The following is a 22,137-nucleotide window of genomic DNA, read 5'->3' as shown; positions in this document are numbered from 1 at the left end:
TTTATAATGATTTTTTTAAACAGGCATCGAACTTTACCTCGTCTGAGCGCATTGGCGCTTATTTTATTTGCATATACACCTGCAGCGCATGCGGATGATTCGAAGCGACTTAAGGTTGGTTTAGTGCTGGGTGGTGGGGGTGCTCGTGGCGCAGCTCATGTTGGCGTTATTCAAAAGCTTGAAGAGTTGCATATTCCTGTTGATTGTGTTTCAGGAACCAGTATGGGAGGCTTGGTTGCTGGGGCTTTTAGCACAGGTATGAGTTCAAAGCAGATGAGCCAAGCTCTAGCTGAGGCCGATTGGCGTGACATGTTTAATGACTCACCCAGCTATGCTGAACTTACGCCGCGCAACAAAAATATTTCTCAAACTTTTATACCCGGAAGTGAAGCAGGCATTAAAAATGGACATCTTCAGTTTCCATCTGCTGTTTTAGGCGGGCAAAAAATTAAGTTTTTTATCAATCAATTGGTGGGGGCAGATAAAACGCCTCAAATGATTGAAAATCAAAAAATGCCTTTATCTCTCATAGCGACTGATATTGTGACGGGGCAACGGGTAGCCTATCGGAATGGTGATTTAACAACGGTGATGCGAGCGACTATGTCGGTTCCAGGCTTGATAGCACCTGTTAAGTATAATGGTCGGACTTTGGTCGATGGTGGTTTAGTTGACAACGTTCCCATTCGAGAGGTTAAAGAAATGTGTCACCCTGATGTTGTGATTGCGGTCAATGTGGGTTCTCCTTTACTCAAAGAAGAGGAAATTGAGTCTTCGCCATTGTCTGTTACCGCTCAAACCTTGAATTTACTGACAGAGCAAAATGTTACACAATCTTTGGCAATGCTCAATCGTCAACAAGATATTTATATTCAACCCAATTTGGATGGGATTACTGCCGCCGATTTTGAACGGAATCAAGAAACTATTAAACGTGGTTATGATTCAGCTAATCAAATAGAAGCCCAATTAAAGAAACTCTCTTTGACGCAGTCAGAATACAGCAATTGGCAAGCCAAGATTCAGAATGAACAACGACCAAGCCCTACTATAGATAAAGTAGAAGTGGTTGGCGATAATGCTCAAGATGACGTTATTCTTGCCCAGCAGATTAAACAAAAACCCAACGAACCTTTAAACACGACTCAATTAGAAAATGATTTACTTTATGCTTATGGTGATGGTCGTTATTCGAATATGGATTATCAACTGTTATCAGATCATGATAAAACGACCTTGCGAGTCTTGCCCACAAAAAAACCGTGGGGGCCTAATTACGTAAGGGCCGGGATTAATTTTGCCTGGGGAACGAAAGAAAGTGCGGCCTACAATTTGCGTTTAGGCTACCAAATGACCGAAATCAACAAATTAGGAGGTGAGTTATTATTTAGCGGTCAATTGGGCAGTAGCAACCGCGCCGCTATAAACTGGTATCAACCTATTGATTCTCGCCGTAGATTCTTTACGGATGTATTTGTAGGCTACAACGATCAAAAAATAGACGTTTATCAAAATGGTCGGGCTCAAGCCTCTTACAACACAAATGTCACAGAGGCGAGGGCAGCGGTAGGTTTTAACTTTGATCGCTATGGCGTTATGAAGTTAGGCGTACTCCAGCGTCGTCCCCGTTCGAGTTTAGATATTGGTTTGGATGGTTTAGTGCCAAGTGGGGCGACTAAGTCTGCGCATGGTTTATACTTGTCGGCAGATTTTGATCGTATGAATCGATTGTACTTTCCTACAAAAGGCTGGCTTGCGCGAGTCAATTACTTTGACATGACCGATTACAGTAAGCTCTCCGCAGAGGTTCAAGGGGCTTATAGCATTAAAGACTTTGTTTTTACTGGTAAGTTGGCCTACACAGGATCACCTAAAGGCCAGCTACCACTCAGTGATGCAGCCTTTTTAGGTGGTGTAAACAATATAACTGGGCTTAATAATCAGCAGATGATTGGCGACAATCTTCAATACGCTGGTTTAAGGGTCGAGCGGGTCATCGGCAAAATGCCATTGGGCATACGCGGAGATTTACGTCTGGGGCTGTCAGCTGAAATGGGTAAGATGAAAATTCGCTATAGTGAACCTCAAAATCAAGGTTGGGTCAAGTCTGGCAGTGTCTATCTTGGAGGCGAAACACCCGTGGGCCCTTTGTATATAGGTGTGTCTAAGGCCACTAACAATAGCTCTCGCGTGTATTTATTTATTGGAACACCATAGGATGGCTCGCTAGCTGCTTTGTTGCGATTTAAAAATTAAGGGGCTGTAGTTTTGTTTGTGCGTCTAAAACGATTAGCCTCATTGTGCCTGATTATAAAAGGCGCGATGTCTCGCGCCTTTGGGTTTTAAGCTTTTAACCTAACTTTTAGATCATGTGGCTGAGTGACTCTGTGTGATTTCATTTTGATAAGGTAATAGCAACCACAGCAAACCATAAGCCAAAAAGCCTGTGCCGAAAAAGAACGCTGTACTCGCGAAACCCAGACGCCATAGCCAAGGGGGCGTGCCTGTTTGTTCGGCCAAACCACCACAGACACCGCCGAGCATGACGTCTTTATTTGAGCGACCCATGCTGTGGATAAACTTTGATACGGATGATTGGGTGCTTGTGCTGGCAGGTTCGGCTTGGGTGATGATACGTGTTTTAGCCAGGGCGAACTCTTCTTCGGACAAAACACCTGTTTCACGCAAAGATTGTAGTTTTGTGAGTTCGTCTGCCATGCTCATGGTATGTCTCCTATCACGATAAAAGTTCTGTTATAGACTGCATTGGGTGCTTTCAGCGAAAATCAATAGCCTACTTTGACTAAGCAGTCTTGGCACCATTAAAGCGTAGTAACTGGTTTTGTGACTCTAGGGTTGGGTGTTTGGATTGATTGGTGTCTGACAATCAGGGTTTTTATCCACGCGAGGGAGGCGGTTACTGTCTGGAATCTGCCAGATGGTAACGCACTGACCCACTTCTAAGTTGTAAGGGCTTTGGAGGGTGAGCTTCTCAGTTTTATTGACCAAGACGCGGTATTGATAAAACACGTCCTCATGCACCGTTGATTGGTAGCCCATCGGCCAATAATAAAAAGGATCATAACCCCAACGTCCGCTGCCATGATAGCCATAATAGCCAAAACCACCATAAAACACAGGGTTTTGCTCAATCACACGATTAATGACGGTTTCCTTATCAGTGATTTTGCCTAATTTACCTACTGCGTCTTGATGAATCGTGCCTATACCCAAACTGGTACAGCCAGTTAACGTGAAGGCTGTGATTAGAGTGATGAGTGTTTTCATGATGTTCTCCTGCTTGATGCTCTGCTTTAGACAATTAAGTCGGTTATTGAGTTGCGGCTGAGAGTTGGCAGTTCGGGTTGGCTTGCACTTTCGGATAGCTTCGATTTTCTGCAAGTTCAAGCACCGTTACACATGTACCAATCTCAAAGTTGTCGGCTGATGCAACCGAAAGTGACTCATGGTCGCCGAGTTTGACTTTGTATTGGTATGTGGTATTGGTGCTTTCACGTCCCAGACCAAATAACTGTCCCAAACCGACACTCAGCCCCCAACCAATATTGCCGCCACCGCCGATACCAATCCCAATGTCCACGGGTGATTGATGGCGCGTTTGACTAATGACGGTTTCTTTCTCTGTCACTTTACCGAGTTTGGCCTTGGGCGAGGGCGTCGAGGTATTTGTGCTCGCACAAGCAGCGAAACTGAGTGAGGCAAGGGCTATGGCGATTTTTTTCATGATGGTCTCAAAATGTAGTGATTTGATGAAAGCAAAGCGAGGGATTTTACTTTGTTCTTACGATTACTTAATGCGTCGTGCGCTATTAATGCGAGGTTGCCAGTATGGGTTGGTATAGCTGTCAACGCGAACGACGCCACCGCTCGATGGCGCATGAACAAAAAAGGTATCCCCCAGATAAATACCTGCGTGCGAATTTGGTTGACCCGTGGTGTTAAAAAACACAATATCTCCTGCTTTTAGCTCATCTACGCTGATTTTTTCACCAAATTGGCTTTGTTGGCGGGTGGTTCGTGGCAAATTCAAGCCCAACGAGCGTTTTGCGCTGTATTGAATCAAGCCTGAACAGTCAAACCCCTCTGATGGCGCAGAACCGCCAAAATAGTACGGAGTCCCCAAATACTTCATCGCTTCCACCGCAAAGGCTCGGTTTGGCCCTGCGCCTATGGTCACATTAACAGGTGGTTTCTTGTAGGGCACTCGTTTTTTACTGCCTGTACTCCCGCAAGCGACGAGTATCAGGGCCAAAAATATAAGAGTTAGTTTTTGTAAATTTTTTTTCATCGCAAACGTTGCTTAAATATCAATGGTTGTCAAAACAGGTGTGTGGTCGGATGGTTGCTCGTGTCGGCGCGGTTCTTTGTCAATCACACAAGCAGTGCATTTTTTGGCCAAAGTCTCTGTCAGCAGTATATGGTCGATGCGCAAACCTGCATTGCGTCGAAAGCCCATCTGACGGTAATCCCACCATGAGAAAGACTTTTCTGGCTGTTCAAACAGTCTGAATGAATCAACCAGCCCCAGAGCAATCATGTCATTGAACGCCGCACGTTCGGCTGGCGAGACAAGGTTGCAACCCTCCCATTTTTCTGGATTGTGAACGTCGCGATCTTCAGGAGCGATGTTAAAGTCACCGAGCAGGGCGAGTTTCTCATGGTTTTTTAGCTCGTCGCTGAGGTAGTTTTGCAGTGCGGCAAGCCAATTCATTTTGTAAATGAATTTCTCTGACTCGAGGGCTTGGCCATTGACAATGTAGGCGCAAATAATGCGCACGCCACTGATGGTCGCTGTGATGAGTCGTTGCTGTGGGTCTTCAAAATTAGGTAAATTACGCTGAATATCGTGCTGCGGCAACTTACTGATGATGGCAACACCGTTATAGGTCTTTTGCCCCGTGAATGACACATGCAAGCCTGCGTCAATAAAGGCTTGCTCGGGAAAAACCTCGTCAGTCATTTTGGTTTCTTGCAAGCACAGCACGTCAACCGTGTTTTTTGCCATGTAATCAAGGACTTGTGGCAGGCGAACTTTGAGCGAATTGACGTTCCAAGTGGCGATGGTGAAAGCGGGCATGAGGTATCCGTGAATGTGATAACAAAATCGTATTATCCCCGAAAGCGCTTAAGCATGTTGTTGGCTGGGCAACAATCGTTAGCAACCTTAGCTTTTGCCAAGCACTTGATCTAAATTTTTTTCAATCTGCTGTTTGATCAACGGTAAGAAACTTTTGAATAAAAAACCAAGTTTTGCCTTGATCTCAAACGCATCTGCCGTGCTGATAACAATTCCTGTGACACCTGATCGGTTGAATGTAACCGTGTCTTGGTGTTCAGTTCGCTCTAGTTCGCAGACCATGCGGTAGTCGTTTTCGGCTGAGTGTATCCAGTTATCAGTGATTTGTCTGGATTTTTCGATACCTAATTGGTGTGTGCGTTTGATGTGAAGATCATCCATGAAGGTCTCCTTCGCTGTGTCATTCATTGAGGCGGTAATGGGCTGGATGACCAATCCCGTCAAAGCAGGTGCTTGTCACCATTTCAATGATTTGTTCTTCTTCATACAGGCCGCTGCTTTTTAAAAAGCCCAATACAGGGTCACATGCTTTCGCGTACAGAGTGTACAGGATGCACAATGGGGTGACTGAAGTGGTGATTTGCTGATCAGCCTGAGCTTGTTCTATCCATTGACCAATACTGTCTGACATGTTGACCAGCATGTCCATGTAGGTTTCGTGAGCCAATAAATGTTCTCGGAGCTGCGAGTTTTCGCTGGGAAGATTGGGCATTTGCTGATTGAGTTTCAGCCGCATTGCCCACTGAGTAATGGTTTTGAGCTTGTTTAGTGCAGAGAGTGTGGTTTGATTGAGTGCTTCAATTTGCGCCAAACCGTTTTCCATGGTATTGACCAATGCAGCCACAGCCAGAGCCTCTTTACTTGGAAAGTGGCGATACAGAGAAGCTTTGGCAATGCCGACCGTGTCCGCAATCTCATCAACGGTCATGGTATCGTAGCCTTTTGTGGCCAAAAGGCCATTAACCGTTTGAATGATTTGTGCTTCGCGTTCAAGCATCATTTTTTGCTTGAATGATAGTTTGATGTTTGAGCTTTGGTTCATCTTCATCCTCTTAAATAGCCTTTTTTAGACAATTTCTTTTTATTTTCTCCATTATCTTGGGTAACTTTAACACATCACGGCAAAAGAAGATACTGGTTGAATTAAAATATTACTAATTAGTATAAAAACAACTTGAAAGTTTTTATTTTGTACTGTAAAGTATTTTCATCATCTATGATGATGCTAAAAAAGTAGTTTATGCCATTTGGCAGATTTTATTAACGCAATAAAACATTAAGGATACATGTCATGAAAACTCAATCATCTTTCACTGCAAAAAAACGCAACAGTGCTTTAACTCTGATGGCCGCATGTTTGTCTGGGGTGTTGTTGGCTGGTTGCATGAGCACGCAAGCAGGCCATGAAGCAAAGAAAAGTCACTCTGGACAGATGACTAAGCAAAACTTGGTACAAGTGGCTCAAGGTAACCAGGACTTTAGTATTTTGGTTGAAGCCGTGGTTGCTGCTGGTTTGACCGACACTTTGGCAAATACGCCAAACTTAACGGTATTTGCCCCCACCAATCAGGCTTTTGCTAACCTTTTGGGTGAGCTGGGTGTGACAAAAGAACAATTATTGGCGAATAAGCCCTTGTTGACCCAAGTGTTGACTTACCATGTGGTTCCTGCCAAGGTTTATGCCGCTCAAGTCAAACCTGGGATGGTGAAAACGGTTCAAGGTAGCCAGTTTACATTTGGCGCTGACGGCTCAATCACCGATGGCAGAGGCAGGGTAGCGAAGCTGGTTGCAACCGATGTGAAAGCCAGCAACGGCGTGATTCATGTCATCGATAAAGTCATATTGCCACCAACTAAATAAGACATTTAGTGGTGTCTGACAACGCAAAACGCGTATGCAGGTTCAAGTATTTTTGATAAATTCGGCATTCATGCTGTCTTTATCAAATGTGTTCTTGAACCTGCATTTTTTATGGGTGGGTTTTACCCAGAGACTGTCTTTTTTATGAGTTTTCGTCTAATAGACATCACTCAATGTTTTGGGTTAGCCCTTGAAAGTATCTCTTTAAAAGCGTCTTCAAGAGTCACCGTCCCAATTACCATTGGGACATTGCCCTCGAAAACAATGTGATCGGTATTAAAACCATGCATCATCTCTGCAAAGGCTTGTGCTGTCACAGTTGCAAAACCGATGGACCTAAAGAACGGGGCGATTTGCTCGTTAGTCACAGCAACGGCTGTCACTTCTCTGTTCAGCAATTGGCTCAAAATTCGAGCGGCATCATGGGCCGAACAATCCTCAGGGCTTTTTAGCTCGACGAGTTTCTCTGCTTGGTTACCTTGAATCAATGTTTTGGCTACGGTTCGACCAATGTCAACAGATGAGACCATAGGGAATTTTTTGTCCAATGGCAAAAACATCGAAGGTAATACACCATCTTGTCGCGCTTTGCCGATGGCTGATAGCCAGTTGTCTAAAAAGTTAGCTGCACGAACCACACTGACATTCAGCCCTGATTGGTTAATTTGTTGTTCAAAATCATAAGTGGTGAGGATGTTACCTGTACCGTAATCATGTTGTCCACCAACAGACGACAGTGCCACTGCATGCGCAAGTTTGGCCGATTTCGCCGCTGCGAGCAGGCTTTCATGTACTTGATGTGCGCGGGTGAACATGTTTTCATGAGTGTAGGCAGGTGGGTTCATTAGATACGCACCATCAACGCCTGTGAAAGCCTGAGTTAATGCTTCTGTATCATCGACAGATGCGATGAATGGCTCGTAACCTTGAGAGGCGGCTTTGTCTGCAGCTTCTTTATTTCGTACAATGGCGCGAACCGTGTGACCTGCTTCAACCAATGTTTGGGCAACAACGCTGCCCGTTTGGCCTGTGATTCCAATAATGGCAAATTTCATATTTAACCTTTCGATGTGTTTATTAATTTAAATAGGTGTGATTTAGTCTGCTTTGGATTTTTTAGACACGACTTTAAAATCCGCGACGCTTTGATAGAGCTTTCCATCAGGCATGACAAAATTGGCGATGACTTTTCGTTTGCCAAAGTCAAACACATCCACCACTTGTGCCCCTAACTGCTCAGTCCATGCGGCCAAAATCATGTCACGGCGTAAACCAACGCTGTCGATATTCTCTAAAGCGGTTTTGCCGACTTCTGCGGCCACTGGTGCCTCTAAGTAGGTCCAGCGCAATTGCTTGTCATTTAAAAACTCCGTCTGAACTGTGTAACCAGCGACTGAATACTCGATGGTTTTGCCAGTGGCGACAGAATCTTTGGCCCACAACGAGTTGCTAGAGACGAGTGCGCACAAAGCAGTGGTGAATAAAATACGGTTTTTCATAATGGCTCCTTTGGGTTGTAAAAAATTAAGTTTAAAATTCAGATTCGACGTAAAACCTGTGTGCTGTTGTGTTCAATGGTTTGAATTTTTTGCCATCGCTCGGTTTGTTTGAGTTCGTGCTGCAGCGCACGCAAATCCGAACCGCCAGCCAAACCCAGATTGGCAAGGATCAAAACACCATTTAGGTTGAGTAAATTGCGCATTTGCTCAAGCAATGATAAAGAAGGGGCAAAGCCATCAAAAAATACGGCGTCATAGCTTGTTTTGAGTTTGACAAGAATCTCCTCAAAACTACCATGATGAATGGTGACTCTCCCATTTAGCCCCAGTTGCTGCATGTTTTGACGTGCCAAGAGAATATGGATTTGATCCATTTCGATGGTATCAATCAGCGCCTTAGGTAAAGCAGTAGCCATACATGCCGCGCATGTTGCGTGCTTTGCTCAACACATCAAGTGTGACCAAAAGCGGTGAGCAACTGGGGTTAAGTCAGCCAGCAGCAAGCCGTACCATGAGCAAGCTGCGTGATGTGTTTAAAGATCCATTGCTGGTACGTACCAGTAAAGGCTATGTGCTCACACCTCTGGCGGAATCCCTGCGCCCATCGATTGATGCGGCGGCAGGGCGTGTTTTCGCAGCAACACTTCGACGCGCACATTTCAAACCGAGCATTTCACCTGTGCAGCACCGATTATGGTGAAGCGATTGTGCTGCAGCCGTTATTCGCGAATTTGACTACGACTGCACCATACATTTCATGCCATGTGGCATCATGGTCAGATGAGACCTTGCAGCAGCTTGAAAGTGGTGCACTTGATTTGGCCTTGTATGTCGATGGAGACCTACCCGCTGATTTTCACTATCGCGATTTATTTATTGACCGTTACGCGTTAATTGTTCGGCGAGGTCATCCGTTAGATGGGCGAAGTTATACCGATTTAGATGCTTTTATCGGTGATGTGGCGGATTTTCCTCAAATCACCGCCCGTTATCCTCAGGGTCGTGGATTTGCCAATGATGATGTACTCAAACGCTTGGGCGCTGAGCATTATCACGTAGCCTTTGCAACACCATACTTTAGTAATGCACCAGCCTTAATCGCCCAATCAGACCATGTGATGCTGATGCCCAAGCGCATGGCACAAGCGTTTGCCAAATACTCGCCAATTTCAGTGATTGATTTACCCACTCAGCAGGAGTCGTTTCAATATCGCATGATTTGGCATGAACGCTCCCATAGGGATCAGGGACATAAATGGCTACGTGAACAGATTTTAAGTGCCTGTTCTCATGCATGACTCCAGACAATTGTTGGATACCTTGCTTTATTATTATATTTCAATTAATATTGAAATATCAAAACGACTGAGGCATCTTAAATGCGTATACGCACACTCCCTGACTCCGATCACTTACCTGCATTGTCACCTGAATTCACCACACGATATCCCGCATCAGGGATGGGGGAGAATGAGCCACCTGTGCGGATTTTGTTGCTGTACGGTTCGTTGCGTGCGCGCTCGTTTTCGCGTTTGGCGGTGGAGGAGGCGGCGCGGATTTTGCAATACTTTGGTGCAGAAACACGAATTTTTGACCCATCCGACTTGCCTTTTCCTGACCAAGTGGCCAATGATGACCACCCTGCGGTGAAAGAGCTGCGTGAGTTGTCTAATTGGTCAGAAGGACAAGTGTGGTGTAGTCCCGAACGTCATGGGCAAATTACTGGTTTGATGAAAGCACAAATCGACCATTTGCCACTAAATATCGGTTCAATCCGACCGACTCAAGGCCGCACATTGGCTGTCATGCAAGTGTCTGGTGGCTCGCAAAGTTTCAATGCGGTTAATACTCTGCGCCTATTGGGGCGCTGGATGCGCATGTTCACTATCCCAAATCAATCATCAATTGCCAAGGCGTATCAAGAATTTGACGAAGCAGGGCGCATGAAACCTTCTGATTACTACGACCGAATTGTCGATGTGATGGAGGAGTTGGTGCGGATGACGGTTTTGCTTCGCCCACACGCCGAACAGCTCACGGATCGATATTCAGAACGTAAAGCTCAGGGGCGCAGAGTCGCTCTAGCAGAGTAGTTTCAGTTGTTATCAATTGTTATTTTTACTCATTTAATCTACTAAAAGGAATAACCATGACCCAAGTCACCATTTACCACAATCCAAAATGTGGCACGTCGCGTAACACACTCGCCTTAATTCGTAATGCAGGTATTGAACCAGAAGTGATTCTCTATCTGGAAACACCGCCTGACCGTGAAACGTTGAAACAACTGATTGCTGCGATGAAAATACCTGTGCGCGACGTGATGCGTCGAAAAGGCACGCCTTACGATGAGCTTAATTTTGACAATGAGGATTTGACAGATGATGACTTAATCGCATACATGCTTGAACATCCCATACTCATCAACCGCCCGATTGTGTTGACACCATGGGGCACTAAACTGTGTCGCCCCTCTGAATTGGTGTTGGATGTCTTGCCGTTGCCACAAAAAGCACCATTTAGCAAAGAGGACGGCGAAGTGATTATTGATGAGCAGGGTAGACGTGTGAAATAAGTCACAAAAAAACCACAAAATCGCAATGCAGCATAAAAAATGTCGTTGTCACAGTCTTGTAACATTCTATCGCTATAGTGGCGACATCTCGTTAAAACGAGCGTTTTTAACATTTGTGTCACTTTAGGAGAATACACAATGCGTTTGAAATTTTTGATGGTGGGCTTAACAGCGGCGGTTTTGGCAGCTTGCGGTGGTGCTAAAGAAGAGAAAAAAGCAGAAGGTGCAGCGCCAGCTGCAACTGCTGGAGCAGCGGGCATTAACGGCGCTGGTTCATCATTCATCGCACCTTTGTTTGGCAAATGGGCGGCTGAATACAACAAAGCCAGCGGTGTTGCAGTGAACTATCAATCAGTCGGCTCTGGTGCTGGTGTTGATCAGATCAAGAAGAAAACTGTTGGTTTTGGTGCATCTGATGAGCCAATGAAAGCTGACGATTTGACTGCAAATGGTTTGGTACAGTTCCCATCGGCCATCGGTGGCGTGGTCGCTGTATACAATATCAAAGATTTGGCACAACCTTTGGTCTTCAACGGTCAAGTGTTGGGTGATATTTACCTCGGTAAAATCAAAAAATGGAATGATCCAGCCATCGTGGCATTGAATCCAGGTGCGAAATTGCCTGACATGGACATCAAAGTGGTTCGCCGCTCAGATGGTTCTGGTACATCATTCTTGTTCACTGAATTTTTGGCCAAAACCAATAAAGAATGGGAAGCACTCGGTGCACATAAATCACCTAAATGGTTTGAAGGTTCTATCGGTGGTAAAGGAAATGAGGGTGTGGCAACCAACGTGAAGCAGTTTGACGGCTCAATCGGTTACGTTGAGTACGCTTATGCGAAGAAAAATGACATCACTGCTGCATCTTTGGTTAACAAAGATGGCAAAGTGGTGGCACCAACTGCTCAAGCATTCGCTGAAGCAGCTTCTAAAGCCAATTGGAAAGTTCCAGGCATGGCAGCGAGCTTAACTTATGCGCCAGGTGAAAAATCATGGCCGATCGCTGGTACGGCGTTTGTCTTGATGCACGCTAAACAAGATAATCCAGACAATGCCGCAAAATTGCTTAAATTCTTTGACTGGGGTTTCACTTCAGGCCAAGCGCAAGCGACTGAGCTTGACTATGTGCCAATGCCAGCAGAAGTTGTGGCTTTGATCAAAGAAAAAATGAAAAAAATCACTGATGCATCTGGCAAACCAATCATGTAAATCAATGATGTGGATTCATTTTTTCATGTTGTAATTTAAAAGGATGTGGCAAGGCGTGAGTCATGCGCATCCTTTTTTTCGCCTGCTTTTATGAGGCACAGACACTGTGCGCAAAAATAAGTAAAAGGTTCAATAAGAATATGGAACAAACCTCAGAACATGTCATGAAGCGACAAATGCCTTGGATGGATAAAACATTCAAAGGCCTGACGTTTCTCAATGCGTTACTGGTATTGGTGGTGATTGTTGCCATCATCGGTTCTCTGATTTTCAGTGCGAGCGATACATTCAGTACACAAGGCGCTGCTTTTTTATGGAAAGAAGTCTGGGATCCTGTGTCTAATGAGTACGGCGCCTTAGGCCCCATCATTGGTACATTACTCACCGCTGGGATTGCAATTGTTTTGGCTTTGCCTGTGAGTTTTGGGATTGCGATTTTTCTCACAGAGTTGTCACCGCGCTGGTTGCGTCGTCCGCTTGGTACAGCGATTGAGCTATTGGCGGCGATTCCGTCGATTATTTATGGTATGTGGGGTTTGTTTGTCCTCGCGCCTTTGTTTGCCAAATATGTTCAGCCTTTGCTGATTGCCACAATTGGTCAATTGCCTGTGATAGGTAAATTATTCGCTGCACCTGTTTTGGGTGTGGGTGTGTTCACCGCAGGTGTGGTTTTGGCGATTATGATTGTGCCGTTCATCACAGCGGTGTTGCGCGATGTGTTTGAACTCGTGCCACCAATGCTCAAAGAGTCTGCTTATGGATTGGGTGGTACCACTTGGGAAGTGGTGCGCAACGTTGTCATCCCTTACACCCGCATCGGTGCGGTCGGAGGGACGATTTTGGGACTGGGTCGCGCTTTGGGCGAGACGATGGCCGTGACCTTTGTGATTGGTAATGCGCACGGTATACAGGCTTCATTATTCGCCCCCGGTAACAGCATTGCCTCCACGATTGCCAATGAATTTGCCGAAGCCTCAGATCAACACTTGTCTGCTTTACTTGCTTTGGCACTGGTTCTGTTCCTCATCACGACACTGGTTTTGGCTTTTGCTAAACTCTTGTTGTCGCGTTTTGAAACTCATAAAAATTAAAGGGATATCATGATTCAGTCTGCTGCTTCTATGACCAACCCACTGTACATTCGTCGTCGTCGAATCAATATATTGATGCTCAGTCTGACTGGGGTATCGGTTGCCATTGGGTTATTTTGGTTGGTTTGGATATTATGGTCTCTGCTGACAAAAGGTTTGCCTGCATTGAGTCCTAGTTTTTTCTTGGAGTCTCAGCCCACGATGGGCGATGTTGGTGGTGGTTTAGCCAACGCGATTGTGGGTAGCTTGTTGATGGTGGGTGTTGGTACGCTGATCGCCACACCTGTCGGTATTCTCGCGGGGACTTATTTGGCCGAATATGGTCGGGATAATAAGTTCACGCGATTGGTGCGGTTCGTGAATGATATATTGCTGTCTGCGCCGTCGATTACCATCGGTATGTTTGCTTTTATTTTGTTTTACTTTGGTTTGGGACTCGGTGCTCGTGCTAATTCTGGTTGGTCAGGCTCGATTGCTTTGGCCATCGTCATGTTGCCTGTGGTGGTTCGTACCACGGATGATATGCTTAAATTGGTACCGAGCGCATTGCGTGAAGCCGCTGTGGCTTTGGGCTGTCCTTATTGGAAAATGATTTTTTCCATCTGCTATCGTTCTGCCAAAACAGGTATGTTGACGGGTTTATTACTCGGTGTCGCGCGAATTTTTGGTGAAACCGCGCCATTGATTGTCACCGCGGTCGGTAATAACTTCTTCAGCACCGACATGACGCAACGCATGGCCAGTCTGCCCAAAGTGATTTTAGACTTTGCCTTAAGCCCTGATGATAATTGGCAAAAACTGGCATGGGGGGGGGCAATGCTGATCACCTTCTTTGTCTTGTTGATCAATATTGTCACCCGCACCATCGCCAACCGTAGCAAGTAATTGAATTGAAAGAAAAAAATGGTCACTGAAAATATCTTAGCCAATGAAACCGCAAAAATTGAAGTCAAAAACTTGAGCTTCTTTTATGGTCAAAACAAAGCCCTTAAAGACATCAATCTCATCATTCCAGAGAAAAAGGTCACGGCGTTCATCGGTCCATCAGGTTGTGGCAAATCGACTTTATTGCGCACACTAAATCGCATGTTTGAACTGTATCCAGGTCAAACCGCCGAGGGCGAAATCATTTTTGAGGGTGAAAACATCCTCACCTCGAAACAAGACGTTTCGCTCATGCGTGCGAAAGTCGGTATGGTGTTCCAAAAACCGACCCCATTTCCCATGAGTATTTACGAAAACATCGCCTTTGGCGTTCGCTTGTTTGAGAAACTTTCAAAAGGCGAAATGAACGAGCGCGTTGAGTGGGCTATCAAAAAAGCCGCTTTGTGGGATCAAGTCAAAGACAAGCTGCACGAATCAGGTAACAGTCTGTCAGGCGGTCAACAGCAGCGTTTGTGCATCGCGCGTGCGATTGCGGTTAAACCGCAAGTGTTGTTGATGGATGAGCCGTGCTCCGCGCTGGATCCGATTTCAACAACCAAAATCGAAGAGCTCATTACCGAACTCAAAGAAGACTACACTGTGGTCATCGTTACACACAACATGCAGCAAGCTGCGCGTTGTTCGGACTACACGGCTTATATGTATTTGGGGGAATTGATTGAGTTCGGTGAAACACGTCAAATGTTCCTCAAGCCTTCACGCCAAGAGACCGAAGATTACATCACAGGACGTTTTGGCTAATTCATTAAATTGCCTTTCCATATAAAAGAGAAGGGCAGGGGAAATGTGTTTGTATACTCAATAAGCCAACAATTTCCCCATACCTCAAAACATGAGGAAACCCAACAAAAGGAGTCAGCATGAACCACCTACACACATCAAAAAACTATCAAGAAGAACTTGAAAACCTGCGCACATCCATTCTTAAAATGGGCGGTAAAGTAGAGTCTCAACTACGCCAAGCCGTACTTGCCTATTCAGAAAATAATGCCCAGTTGGCGGAGCAAGTCATGACGGTTGAGCGCGAAGTGAATCAAGACCATCTCGAAATCGACCATGCTTGTTCCGAAATCATCGCGCTACGTCAGCCTGCTGCATCGGATTTGCGAATGTTGCTGGGTTGTATCCGAGCTATTTCTGATCTTGAACGTATTGGTGATGAAGCCTCAAAAATCGCTAAAATGGCCATCAAACAAGGTGACCAACGCGCTAAACTACCTCGCGTTCATACCATTTTCCAATCGGCGGATATTGCGACGGGTATGCTACGCCGTGCTTTAGATGCATTTGCTCGCGAAGACACCTCAGAAATGCCGTCAGTATTTGCCGCAGATATTGAGCTGGATAACCAATACCAAGCCAGCATGCGTCAGCTCATCACCTTCATGATGGAAGATCCTCGTACCATTAGTGCGGCTCTCGATGATCTATGGGTGGCCAAAGCCATCGAACGCGCGGGTGATCACGCTGAAAATATTGCTGAAACAGCGATTTATGTGTTTGAGGGTGAAGATGTCCGCTACACACACAACAGCTCCACAGAACAGTAATCAGCAGTACGGGCAATGGCTCGTTCATCATTTAATTTGAGAAGGTGCACCGTGAATATTCAGCCCATGGTTTTGGTGGTCGAGGATGAGGATGACATTGCGGAGTTGTTGCGCTTTGGATTACAGCGCGCAGGCTTCGCTGTCAGTTGGGTCAAAAACTTAACCGATGCTCGTGCCAGCGTTAAAAAGTCGTTACCAGACTTAATTTTACTTGACTGGATGCTGCCCGATGGCGAAGGCGTACAGTGGCTGACCCAGTTGCGTGGCGATGAGCGCAGCAAAATGCTGCCCATCATCATGCTTACCGCCCGTGCGCAAGAAGCCGACAAACTCAAAGGCTTAGAGGGTGGGGCGGATGACTACCTCACCAAACCATTTAGTCCCAAGGAGTTGATTGCCCGTATTAATAACGTTTTACGCCGTTCAGCGCCACAACACGTCGCTCAGGTAATCACGATAGGGCAGAGTGTTTTGAACGATGATGACCATACTTTGGCAAAAATGGATGGTTCTATGCATGAAACATTGGGTAATACAGAATTCAAGCTGCTAAAATTTCTCGTCACGCACCCCAATAAATGCTACTCGCGCGCCCAACTACTCGATTATGTTTGGGGTGATCATGTATACATTGAGGAGCGGACGGTAGATGTTCATGTTTTGAGATTGCGCAAAATCCTACAGAAATTTGACTTAGAAAATGCCTTGGAAACCGTTCGTGGTGTGGGTTACCGCTGGGCAGTATGAAGTTTGCATGAGGTGTTTTTGATTTGACATCACCATGCTGTATTCGATATATTTAGAGTCATCCAATGTGCTGGGGTATGCGACAATGCTGGCGATACCCATCACAACTAAAATTGCCACAAAAACATGAAACCAGTCTCTTTCTGGCGTGACTTGACGCCGATTTTCATCATTTGCTTGTTAATTGTTGGCATTACCAGTCTTTTTTCTTTGACATGGTTGGGGCTACTTGTCTGCATTGCCGTTTTACTGTGGCGCTTGTCTGGCCACTATCGTGAATTGAACCATTTTGCATTGTGGATTTCTAATCCGACCAGTAAAAACGTCCCTTCAGGGCATGGGGTCTGGACAGATATTTTCGCGAAACTTTACGCCCTGCGCCGCAACGATGAGTCCAATGAGGCTCAGCTCGCAGAGTGGCTCGCTCGATTTCAAAACACCATGAGCCATTTACCCGATGGTGTCGTGCTTATGGATAAAAGTGCTTATCTTGAGTGGTGCAATCCTGTTGCTGAGCAGCATTTTCGATTTTCTCTCTTGCGAGACAAAGGCAATCGCGTCGTCAATCTCGTTCGTGAACCCGCATTGGTTCAATACATTCAGGCAGGCCTCTATGATGCGCCCACCAAAATCGAATACCTCAACCGCCAACTCGAACTCACTCTCATTGAATTCGAGGAAGATCGCATGATACTCGTTAGCCGAGACATCACTGAAACCGAAAAAGTCGATGCCATGCGCCGAGACTTCATCGCCAATGCATCACACGAGCTACGCACACCATTAACCGTCATTTCTGGGTTCTTAGAGTACGCGCTGGACGCGGGCGACATCGCCCCAGAGGAGCGCGTGCGACAGATTGAGCTAATGCACAAACAAGCCGAGCACATGACTGTGCTCGTTCAAGACATGCTCATGCTTTCTCGATTAGAAAGCGACGTGAAAGTTGACGACGTGACCATCAACATGACCGAGCTACTCAATCAGCAACTCGGCCAAGCAGTGGCTCTCTCAAACGGGCAGCACCAATTCATCACACACATAGATCCTATCAACTTAAACGGCAGCGTCCAAGAAATTGCCAGTGTTGTCACCAACCTGCTGTCAAACGCTGTACGCTACACACCCAATGGTGGCGAAATTCATCTGACATGGCAGACCATCGATAATCAGCCTACCTTATCCATACGAGACACGGGGCAGGGTATCGCACCCGAGCATTTGCCACGTTTAACTGAACGATTTTATCGTGTCAACAAAGACCAATCCCGCGCTAGTAAAGGCACAGGGCTCGGCTTAGCCATCGTCAAACATGTGCTCATTCGCCATCAAGCTGAGCTTAAAATTGATTCAAAAGTAGGGGAAGGCACAACATTTACCGCTATATTTCCGCACAGCCGACTGGCTAAATAGCCGATATCCGCAGGGTGAACAAAGCTTGTGGTTTGTGATGGCTTGTGAGTAAATGCAAAAAAGACGCGAATTCGCGTTTTTTTATACACTGTGTGGAAACGGATTACATGATTTTGGTTCCTACCCACCAAGCAATCGCCGCCATAAAAGCCGAAGCTGGGATGGTGAAAATCCAGGCCCAAACGATATTACCTGCCACGCCCCAGCGAACGGATGACGCACGTGCGGTCGAGCTTGCACCTGTAATCGCACCCGTAATAGTATGTGTAGTAGACACGGGAATACCCATTGCAGTGGCACTAAACAAGGTAATCGCCCCCGCTGTCTCAGCACAGAAGCCACCGACGGGTTTGAGTTTTGCCAATTTTTGCCCCATGGTTTTCACTATGCGCCAGCCACCAAACAGTGTACCCAAGGCAATTGCCGCAAAACAAGAATAACCGACCCATCCAGGCAAATCATCATCTGCTTTCAAATAACCACTGGCAATCAACAGCAACCAAATAATCCCCATGGTCTTTTGAGCGTCATTACCGCCATGCCCCAAACTATACGAAGCCGCAGAAACCAGTTGTAAACGACGGAACCAGCGGTCTACTTTCGCAGGGGAGCTGCGGTAAAACAGCCATGAGACAATCAGCATCAAGGTTGAACCAAGGGCAAAACCAATCATCGGTGCAATAAATATAAATGCCACTGTTTGCAAGATTTTCGCGCTTAATAAAGCGCCAACGCCAGCTTTAGCAACCGCTGCACCAATCAAACCACCCATCAGTGCATGAGAAGAGGAGGAGGGGATGCCAAAATACCACGTCACCACGTTCCAAATAATCGCACCCGCAAGCGCGCCAAAAACAACGTATTGATCCACAACGCTGGCTTCAATAATGCCCTTGCCAATCGAGGCGGCCACCGTGTGTGGCAATACATAAAACGCGATGAAGTTAAACACCGCTGCCATAATAACAGCGTGTTGGGGTTTTAAAACCCCTGTCGAAACCACCGTTGCAATCGAATTTGCTGAATCATGAAACCCATTCATGAAATCAAAAATCAAAGCCAAGGCAACCAAAAAAACAACCACACCCAAGCTGATGTGTAAGGTATCCATAAACATCAATCCAAAATAAAGTATTTAAAATACAAATAGTTAAAAAGCTTTTTTAAAGTGCTTTTCACGCCTTTCGGCGTACATTTTTAAGCATTCTCAACGACGATTCCTTGGATGATATTTGCCACGTCTTCACACTTATCCGTGATGGACTCAAGCAATTCGTAAATGGCTTTGTACTTAATCAAATTTTTTACATTTTCTTCTTCACGGAACAGTTTAGACATCGCACTGCGTAACACACGATCGCCATCTGACTCCAAACGCTCGATTTCGGAGGAGATTTTAAGCATATCACCCGCATTCTTCATATTGTCTAACAAATGAACGGATGCACGAACCCTCTCGCAGCAAGACACGCTGATTGCTGCCAGCTGTTTCGCCTCATCCGTTGTCACTGTAACGTCGTACAGAAATGCTGTCTCAGCGACATCTTCCATCAAATCGGCAATATCATCCATATTTGTAATCAGCTTGAGCATATCGTCTCGGTCAAGTGGCGTGATGAACGTCTTGTGCAATAAATCTACGGTCTCGTACGTTAAGCGATCTGCACGTTTTTCCAAATCTTTAATCACGCTCATATACCGATCCATGTTGGCCAAGTCATTGAATAAATTGACAACTTCCTTTGACGCCTCAACCAAGATGTCTGCGTGCTGGTTAAACAAATCAAAAAACTTAGCCTCTTTGGGCATTAAGCTGTTAAACATGAGAGTCCCTTTGTATGAAAGATTGGTGGTGATTCACAGTTAAAAATATGACATTTTTAATCAAACGCGGCATTCTACTACACCAAAACAAGACTTACTGTTGTAATTATGGAGAAAGACAGATGATGGAGGCCGTGAGTCAATCAGTCAGTCAGGCCTTTGTTTTGACGTGTTATGAAAAACACTAAAAGCTGGCGCCACCGGCACGAATCGAACGTGCGACCCATTTCTTAGGAGGAAATTGCTCTATCCACTGAGCTACGGCGGCATTTGTAATCGATATTATATAGATACGTAAGTAAGCTTGCTGCAGCTATTTACTCCAATATTTAATTTAACATAATATAATTTATACGAACCCACNACGCTGCCAATTGGCTTGCCGCCTGCAGTCTCGTAGCTCACTTTGCCAACCGTACCAGGATACCATTCAATCATGAGTGTGCCACTGGCAATGTTCTGCTCTGGGAAATCCACTTTACTGGTGATGTGCCCTTGCTCAATCAGGGCATTGGACAAGCGTTTTTGTAACGCCACAATTTCAGCCTGACCCAGGCAGTTCGCAGCTCCTTTGTCAGAGATGCCTTCGGGCAAAGACGAGCGACCATCAGGTTCACTGGGGTTGCTGCGAATCACATTGTTGGCCAATCGTTTGAGATACCACGGTGGTTGCACCGTTCCCTGTGCATTGCGCCATTCAACTTGATGGATACGAAAGCAAACGCCAGACGGATCTGGCGTTGTATGCTTTGGGTCAACAGGGACTGGTTGAACAGGCGTGCTCGTTCGTGCCCGTTCCTCTTGCTCCTGCAACTGCTGTGCACGTTGTTGCTCTTGTTGCTCTCGTTGCCGTTGCTCGATTTGCTGTGACGTTTGTAAGACATCAATACCCTGCTGCGCTTGTGCCCAAGAAGATGTCGTTAGTGCACAAAGCAAGGTCGTTAATTTGAACGGATGGACCAAGTCTCTTTTAGGTGGTTTATATGTACACTTAGTAAGCATTCGAGAGATACATGTTAGTCTATTAATCGACGATTATATCATGCGAAAAAGGGACTTACTAATGATTTAGCGGGCTTGGCGGGTGTTTTTGATGTTTGGTGTGGTGTGTAAGGTACAAAAATGTCCTTGGAGGATTAAGAAAATGCCAGGATACAAAAACATTATTGGTGATGCCTTGCCTGGGTGAATGATTTGTTTGACAGAACAAGGATCACTCACTTCTTCAACCTTAACAAATTAAATACAGGACAATGAGACATTTTAAAATAGCCAGAAATCGGACATTTTAAAATAGCTTTAACACATGGTGTAGCGGCTTTTTTAAAATGTCGCATTTGGGCTATTTTAAAATGTCACATTCGCCTCTCAGTTTCTCAAACTACAATTTATCAAAATACTATATATTGAAAAACAAAATACCATATATTGAATATTTTAAATTAAATTATGATATTGAAATAACGTTTAATATGAATAATTACTGTTGCGTCGAAAAATAAATCCTGCTACATTGAGCAGGGTTTTTTATTCATAAGGAGCAAATAACGAGACGCATATCCATCTAAACCTCACACCTAACCCATAAAAGACAAAAGACCCAAAGCTGTAACTTTGAGTCTTTCGGTGCAACCAGTCAATCCTAGGCTGGAGTGATTGATTGCATTGTCTTTCCAATTCAGTTTGATGTCAAGCAGTTTTTGGTATCACAGGGCGTTTTACGCCTTTAAAAAGGAACAGCAATGTCAAAGCAAAATAAAAAACACCTCAGTAAGCTTGAGCTTGAAGCCACCATTTCCATGAAACTCCGGGAGCTTGAGCGTTTGGATGTTATCCAAGCAGTCTGCCGCAGAGAATTATCCACTTGGCGGGCAGCAGAAAAACTTGGAGTCAGTTGTAGACAAATCCACCGTCTAGTTAATAGGTTTATCGAACATGGCCCAGCAGGTCTAATTTCTAGGCATCGAACCCGTAAACCCAGCAACCAAATATCACCAAGGATTTTGCAGCAGGTTTTGGAGATCATCCGTGAACGATATCATGACTTTGGCCCAACGCTTGCTTGTGAGAAGTTGCGCGAGGTTCACAATATCAATTTAGCAAAAGAAACCGTCCGACGACTCATGACCAACGCAAATCTTTGGATCACCCGTAAAAAACGAGCTCCGAAGATTCAACAACCACGGCTACGCCGTTCATGCGTCGGTGAATTGATTCAAATTGATGGTAGCGATCATGATTGGTTTGAAGGGCGTGCACCGCGTTGCACCCTCCTCGTCTTTGTTGATGACGCGACAAGTCGCCTTATGCAACTGCATTTTA

At 45.5% G+C, this 22,137-nt stretch carries 27 protein-coding genes and 1 tRNA gene; 14 read left to right on the top strand and 14 right to left on the bottom strand.

Annotation, left to right across the window (positions count from 1 at the left end; genetic code table 11):
• Positions 1-6: 6 nt before the first annotated feature.
• Positions 7-2,217, top strand: a complete 2,211-nt coding sequence (locus tag IE082_RS08315) for a patatin-like phospholipase family protein (protein ID WP_189493460.1) — start codon at positions 7-9, stop codon at positions 2,215-2,217.
• Positions 2,218-2,367: 150 nt separating this feature from the next.
• Here the strand turns inward: IE082_RS08315 and IE082_RS08310 are convergent, their stop codons facing one another.
• The 7 genes from IE082_RS08310 to IE082_RS08280 form a co-directional block, all read right to left on the bottom strand.
• Complete coding sequence (locus tag IE082_RS08310) at positions 2,368-2,724, bottom strand: PspC domain-containing protein (protein ID WP_189493459.1); 357 nt, start codon at positions 2,722-2,724, stop codon at positions 2,368-2,370.
• A 126-nt stretch (positions 2,725-2,850) separates the two neighbouring features.
• Positions 2,851-3,288, bottom strand: coding sequence for a hypothetical protein (locus tag IE082_RS08305; RefSeq protein ID WP_189493458.1), 438 nt, complete (start codon positions 3,286-3,288; stop codon positions 2,851-2,853).
• A 43-nt stretch (positions 3,289-3,331) separates the two neighbouring features.
• A complete protein-coding gene (locus IE082_RS08300) occupies positions 3,332-3,745 on the bottom strand; it encodes a hypothetical protein (RefSeq protein ID WP_189493457.1) in 414 nt (137 codons plus the stop codon).
• Between the two features lie 63 nt (positions 3,746-3,808).
• Positions 3,809-4,309: a C40 family peptidase gene (locus tag IE082_RS08295; protein WP_189493456.1), complete on the bottom strand. Its 501-nt coding sequence runs from the start codon at positions 4,307-4,309 to the stop codon at positions 3,809-3,811.
• Positions 4,310-4,321: 12 nt separating this feature from the next.
• Positions 4,322-5,098 carry an exodeoxyribonuclease III gene (xth, locus tag IE082_RS08290; protein ID WP_189493455.1) on the bottom strand — a complete coding sequence of 259 codons (777 nt, stop codon included), beginning with the start codon at positions 5,096-5,098 and terminating at the stop codon, positions 4,322-4,324.
• An 87-nt stretch (positions 5,099-5,185) separates the two neighbouring features.
• Positions 5,186-5,479 (bottom strand): polyhydroxyalkanoic acid system family protein, encoded by a 294-nt coding sequence (locus IE082_RS08285; RefSeq protein WP_229809787.1) that lies wholly within the window; start codon positions 5,477-5,479, stop codon positions 5,186-5,188.
• Between the two features lie 19 nt (positions 5,480-5,498).
• Positions 5,499-6,140 carry a TetR/AcrR family transcriptional regulator gene (locus tag IE082_RS08280; RefSeq protein WP_229809786.1) on the bottom strand — a complete coding sequence of 214 codons (642 nt, stop codon included), beginning with the start codon at positions 6,138-6,140 and terminating at the stop codon, positions 5,499-5,501.
• A 249-nt stretch (positions 6,141-6,389) separates the two neighbouring features.
• Between IE082_RS08280 and IE082_RS08275 the strand changes: the two genes are divergently transcribed.
• Positions 6,390-6,959 carry a fasciclin domain-containing protein gene (locus IE082_RS08275; protein WP_229809785.1) on the top strand — a complete coding sequence of 190 codons (570 nt, stop codon included), beginning with the start codon at positions 6,390-6,392 and terminating at the stop codon, positions 6,957-6,959.
• A 170-nt stretch (positions 6,960-7,129) separates the two neighbouring features.
• On the opposite strand, the gene IE082_RS08270 is transcribed toward IE082_RS08275, so the two are convergent.
• The 3 genes from IE082_RS08270 to IE082_RS08260 are packed head-to-tail and all read right to left on the bottom strand — an operon-like array spanning position 7,130 to position 8,874.
• Positions 7,130-8,014 carry an NmrA family NAD(P)-binding protein gene (locus IE082_RS08270; protein ID WP_189493452.1) on the bottom strand — a complete coding sequence of 295 codons (885 nt, stop codon included), beginning with the start codon at positions 8,012-8,014 and terminating at the stop codon, positions 7,130-7,132.
• Between the two features lie 42 nt (positions 8,015-8,056).
• Entirely contained in the window at positions 8,057-8,458 is a 402-nt protein-coding gene (locus IE082_RS08265; protein WP_189493451.1) for a MoaF-related domain-containing protein, read from the bottom strand.
• Between the two features lie 38 nt (positions 8,459-8,496).
• Positions 8,497-8,874 (bottom strand): methyltransferase domain-containing protein, encoded by a 378-nt coding sequence (locus IE082_RS08260; RefSeq protein ID WP_189493450.1) that lies wholly within the window; start codon positions 8,872-8,874, stop codon positions 8,497-8,499.
• 2 nt (positions 8,875-8,876) lie between these two features.
• Here IE082_RS08260 and IE082_RS08255 point away from each other — a divergent pair, with 2 nt between their 5' ends.
• From IE082_RS08255 to phoR, 11 genes are all read left to right on the top strand, one after another.
• On the top strand, positions 8,877-9,158 hold the full coding sequence (locus IE082_RS08255) for a helix-turn-helix domain-containing protein (RefSeq protein ID WP_189493449.1): 282 nt from the start codon (positions 8,877-8,879) through the stop codon (positions 9,156-9,158).
• Positions 9,070-9,756, top strand: a complete 687-nt coding sequence (locus tag IE082_RS08250) for a LysR substrate-binding domain-containing protein (protein WP_229809784.1) — start codon at positions 9,070-9,072, stop codon at positions 9,754-9,756. The genes IE082_RS08255 and IE082_RS08250 overlap by 89 nt, the downstream gene beginning before the upstream one ends.
• Positions 9,757-9,918: 162 nt before the next feature.
• Complete coding sequence (gene arsH, locus IE082_RS08245; protein ID WP_229809795.1) at positions 9,919-10,551, top strand: arsenical resistance protein ArsH; 633 nt, start codon at positions 9,919-9,921, stop codon at positions 10,549-10,551.
• Positions 10,552-10,607: 56 nt separating this feature from the next.
• The gene (arsC, locus tag IE082_RS08240; RefSeq protein WP_189493446.1) at positions 10,608-11,033 is read left to right on the top strand and encodes an arsenate reductase (glutaredoxin); all 426 of its coding nucleotides are present in this window, start codon (positions 10,608-10,610) and stop codon (positions 11,031-11,033) included.
• Positions 11,034-11,171: 138 nt separating this feature from the next.
• Entirely contained in the window at positions 11,172-12,245 is a 1,074-nt protein-coding gene (pstS, locus tag IE082_RS08235; RefSeq protein WP_189493445.1) for a phosphate ABC transporter substrate-binding protein PstS, read from the top strand.
• Between the two features lie 140 nt (positions 12,246-12,385).
• Positions 12,386-13,336 carry a phosphate ABC transporter permease subunit PstC gene (pstC, locus tag IE082_RS08230; protein WP_229809783.1) on the top strand — a complete coding sequence of 317 codons (951 nt, stop codon included), beginning with the start codon at positions 12,386-12,388 and terminating at the stop codon, positions 13,334-13,336.
• Positions 13,337-13,345: 9 nt separating this feature from the next.
• Entirely contained in the window at positions 13,346-14,221 is an 876-nt protein-coding gene (gene pstA, locus IE082_RS08225) for a phosphate ABC transporter permease PstA (RefSeq protein WP_229809782.1), read from the top strand.
• An 18-nt stretch (positions 14,222-14,239) separates the two neighbouring features.
• Entirely contained in the window at positions 14,240-15,022 is a 783-nt protein-coding gene (gene pstB / locus IE082_RS08220) for a phosphate ABC transporter ATP-binding protein PstB (protein WP_189493444.1), read from the top strand.
• A gap of 119 nt (positions 15,023-15,141) precedes the next feature.
• Positions 15,142-15,831: a phosphate signaling complex protein PhoU gene (gene phoU / locus IE082_RS08215; protein ID WP_189493443.1), complete on the top strand. Its 690-nt coding sequence runs from the start codon at positions 15,142-15,144 to the stop codon at positions 15,829-15,831.
• 57 nt (positions 15,832-15,888) lie between these two features.
• Positions 15,889-16,578, top strand: coding sequence for a response regulator (locus IE082_RS08210; RefSeq protein ID WP_229809794.1), 690 nt, complete (start codon positions 15,889-15,891; stop codon positions 16,576-16,578).
• A 126-nt stretch (positions 16,579-16,704) separates the two neighbouring features.
• Positions 16,705-17,991: a phosphate regulon sensor histidine kinase PhoR gene (phoR, locus tag IE082_RS08205; protein ID WP_189493441.1), complete on the top strand. Its 1,287-nt coding sequence runs from the start codon at positions 16,705-16,707 to the stop codon at positions 17,989-17,991.
• Positions 17,992-18,094: 103 nt separating this feature from the next.
• Here phoR and IE082_RS08200 read toward each other — a convergent pair whose 3' ends face one another.
• From IE082_RS08200 to IE082_RS08185, 4 genes are all read right to left on the bottom strand, one after another.
• Positions 18,095-19,102, bottom strand: a complete 1,008-nt coding sequence (locus IE082_RS08200; protein WP_189493440.1) for an inorganic phosphate transporter — start codon at positions 19,100-19,102, stop codon at positions 18,095-18,097.
• 86 nt (positions 19,103-19,188) lie between these two features.
• Positions 19,189-19,815 carry a DUF47 domain-containing protein gene (locus IE082_RS08195; protein ID WP_189493439.1) on the bottom strand — a complete coding sequence of 209 codons (627 nt, stop codon included), beginning with the start codon at positions 19,813-19,815 and terminating at the stop codon, positions 19,189-19,191.
• A 192-nt stretch (positions 19,816-20,007) separates the two neighbouring features.
• Positions 20,008-20,083 (bottom strand) — tRNA-Arg (locus IE082_RS08190).
• 14 nt (positions 20,084-20,097) lie between these two features.
• Entirely contained in the window at positions 20,098-20,817 is a 720-nt protein-coding gene (locus IE082_RS08185) for a POTRA domain-containing protein (protein ID WP_444542695.1), read from the bottom strand.
• A gap of 740 nt (positions 20,818-21,557) precedes the next feature.
• Here IE082_RS08185 and IE082_RS08180 point away from each other — a divergent pair.
• Positions 21,558-22,137: helix-turn-helix domain-containing protein (locus IE082_RS08180; RefSeq protein ID WP_189493437.1), on the top strand; the 580-nt coding region annotated here is incomplete at its 3' end.

The organism is Formosimonas limnophila (genome assembly GCF_014652675.1).
Lineage (GTDB): Bacteria > Pseudomonadota > Gammaproteobacteria > Burkholderiales > Burkholderiaceae > Hydromonas > Hydromonas limnophila.
This window is presented reverse-complemented; position numbering and strand designations above follow the sequence as displayed.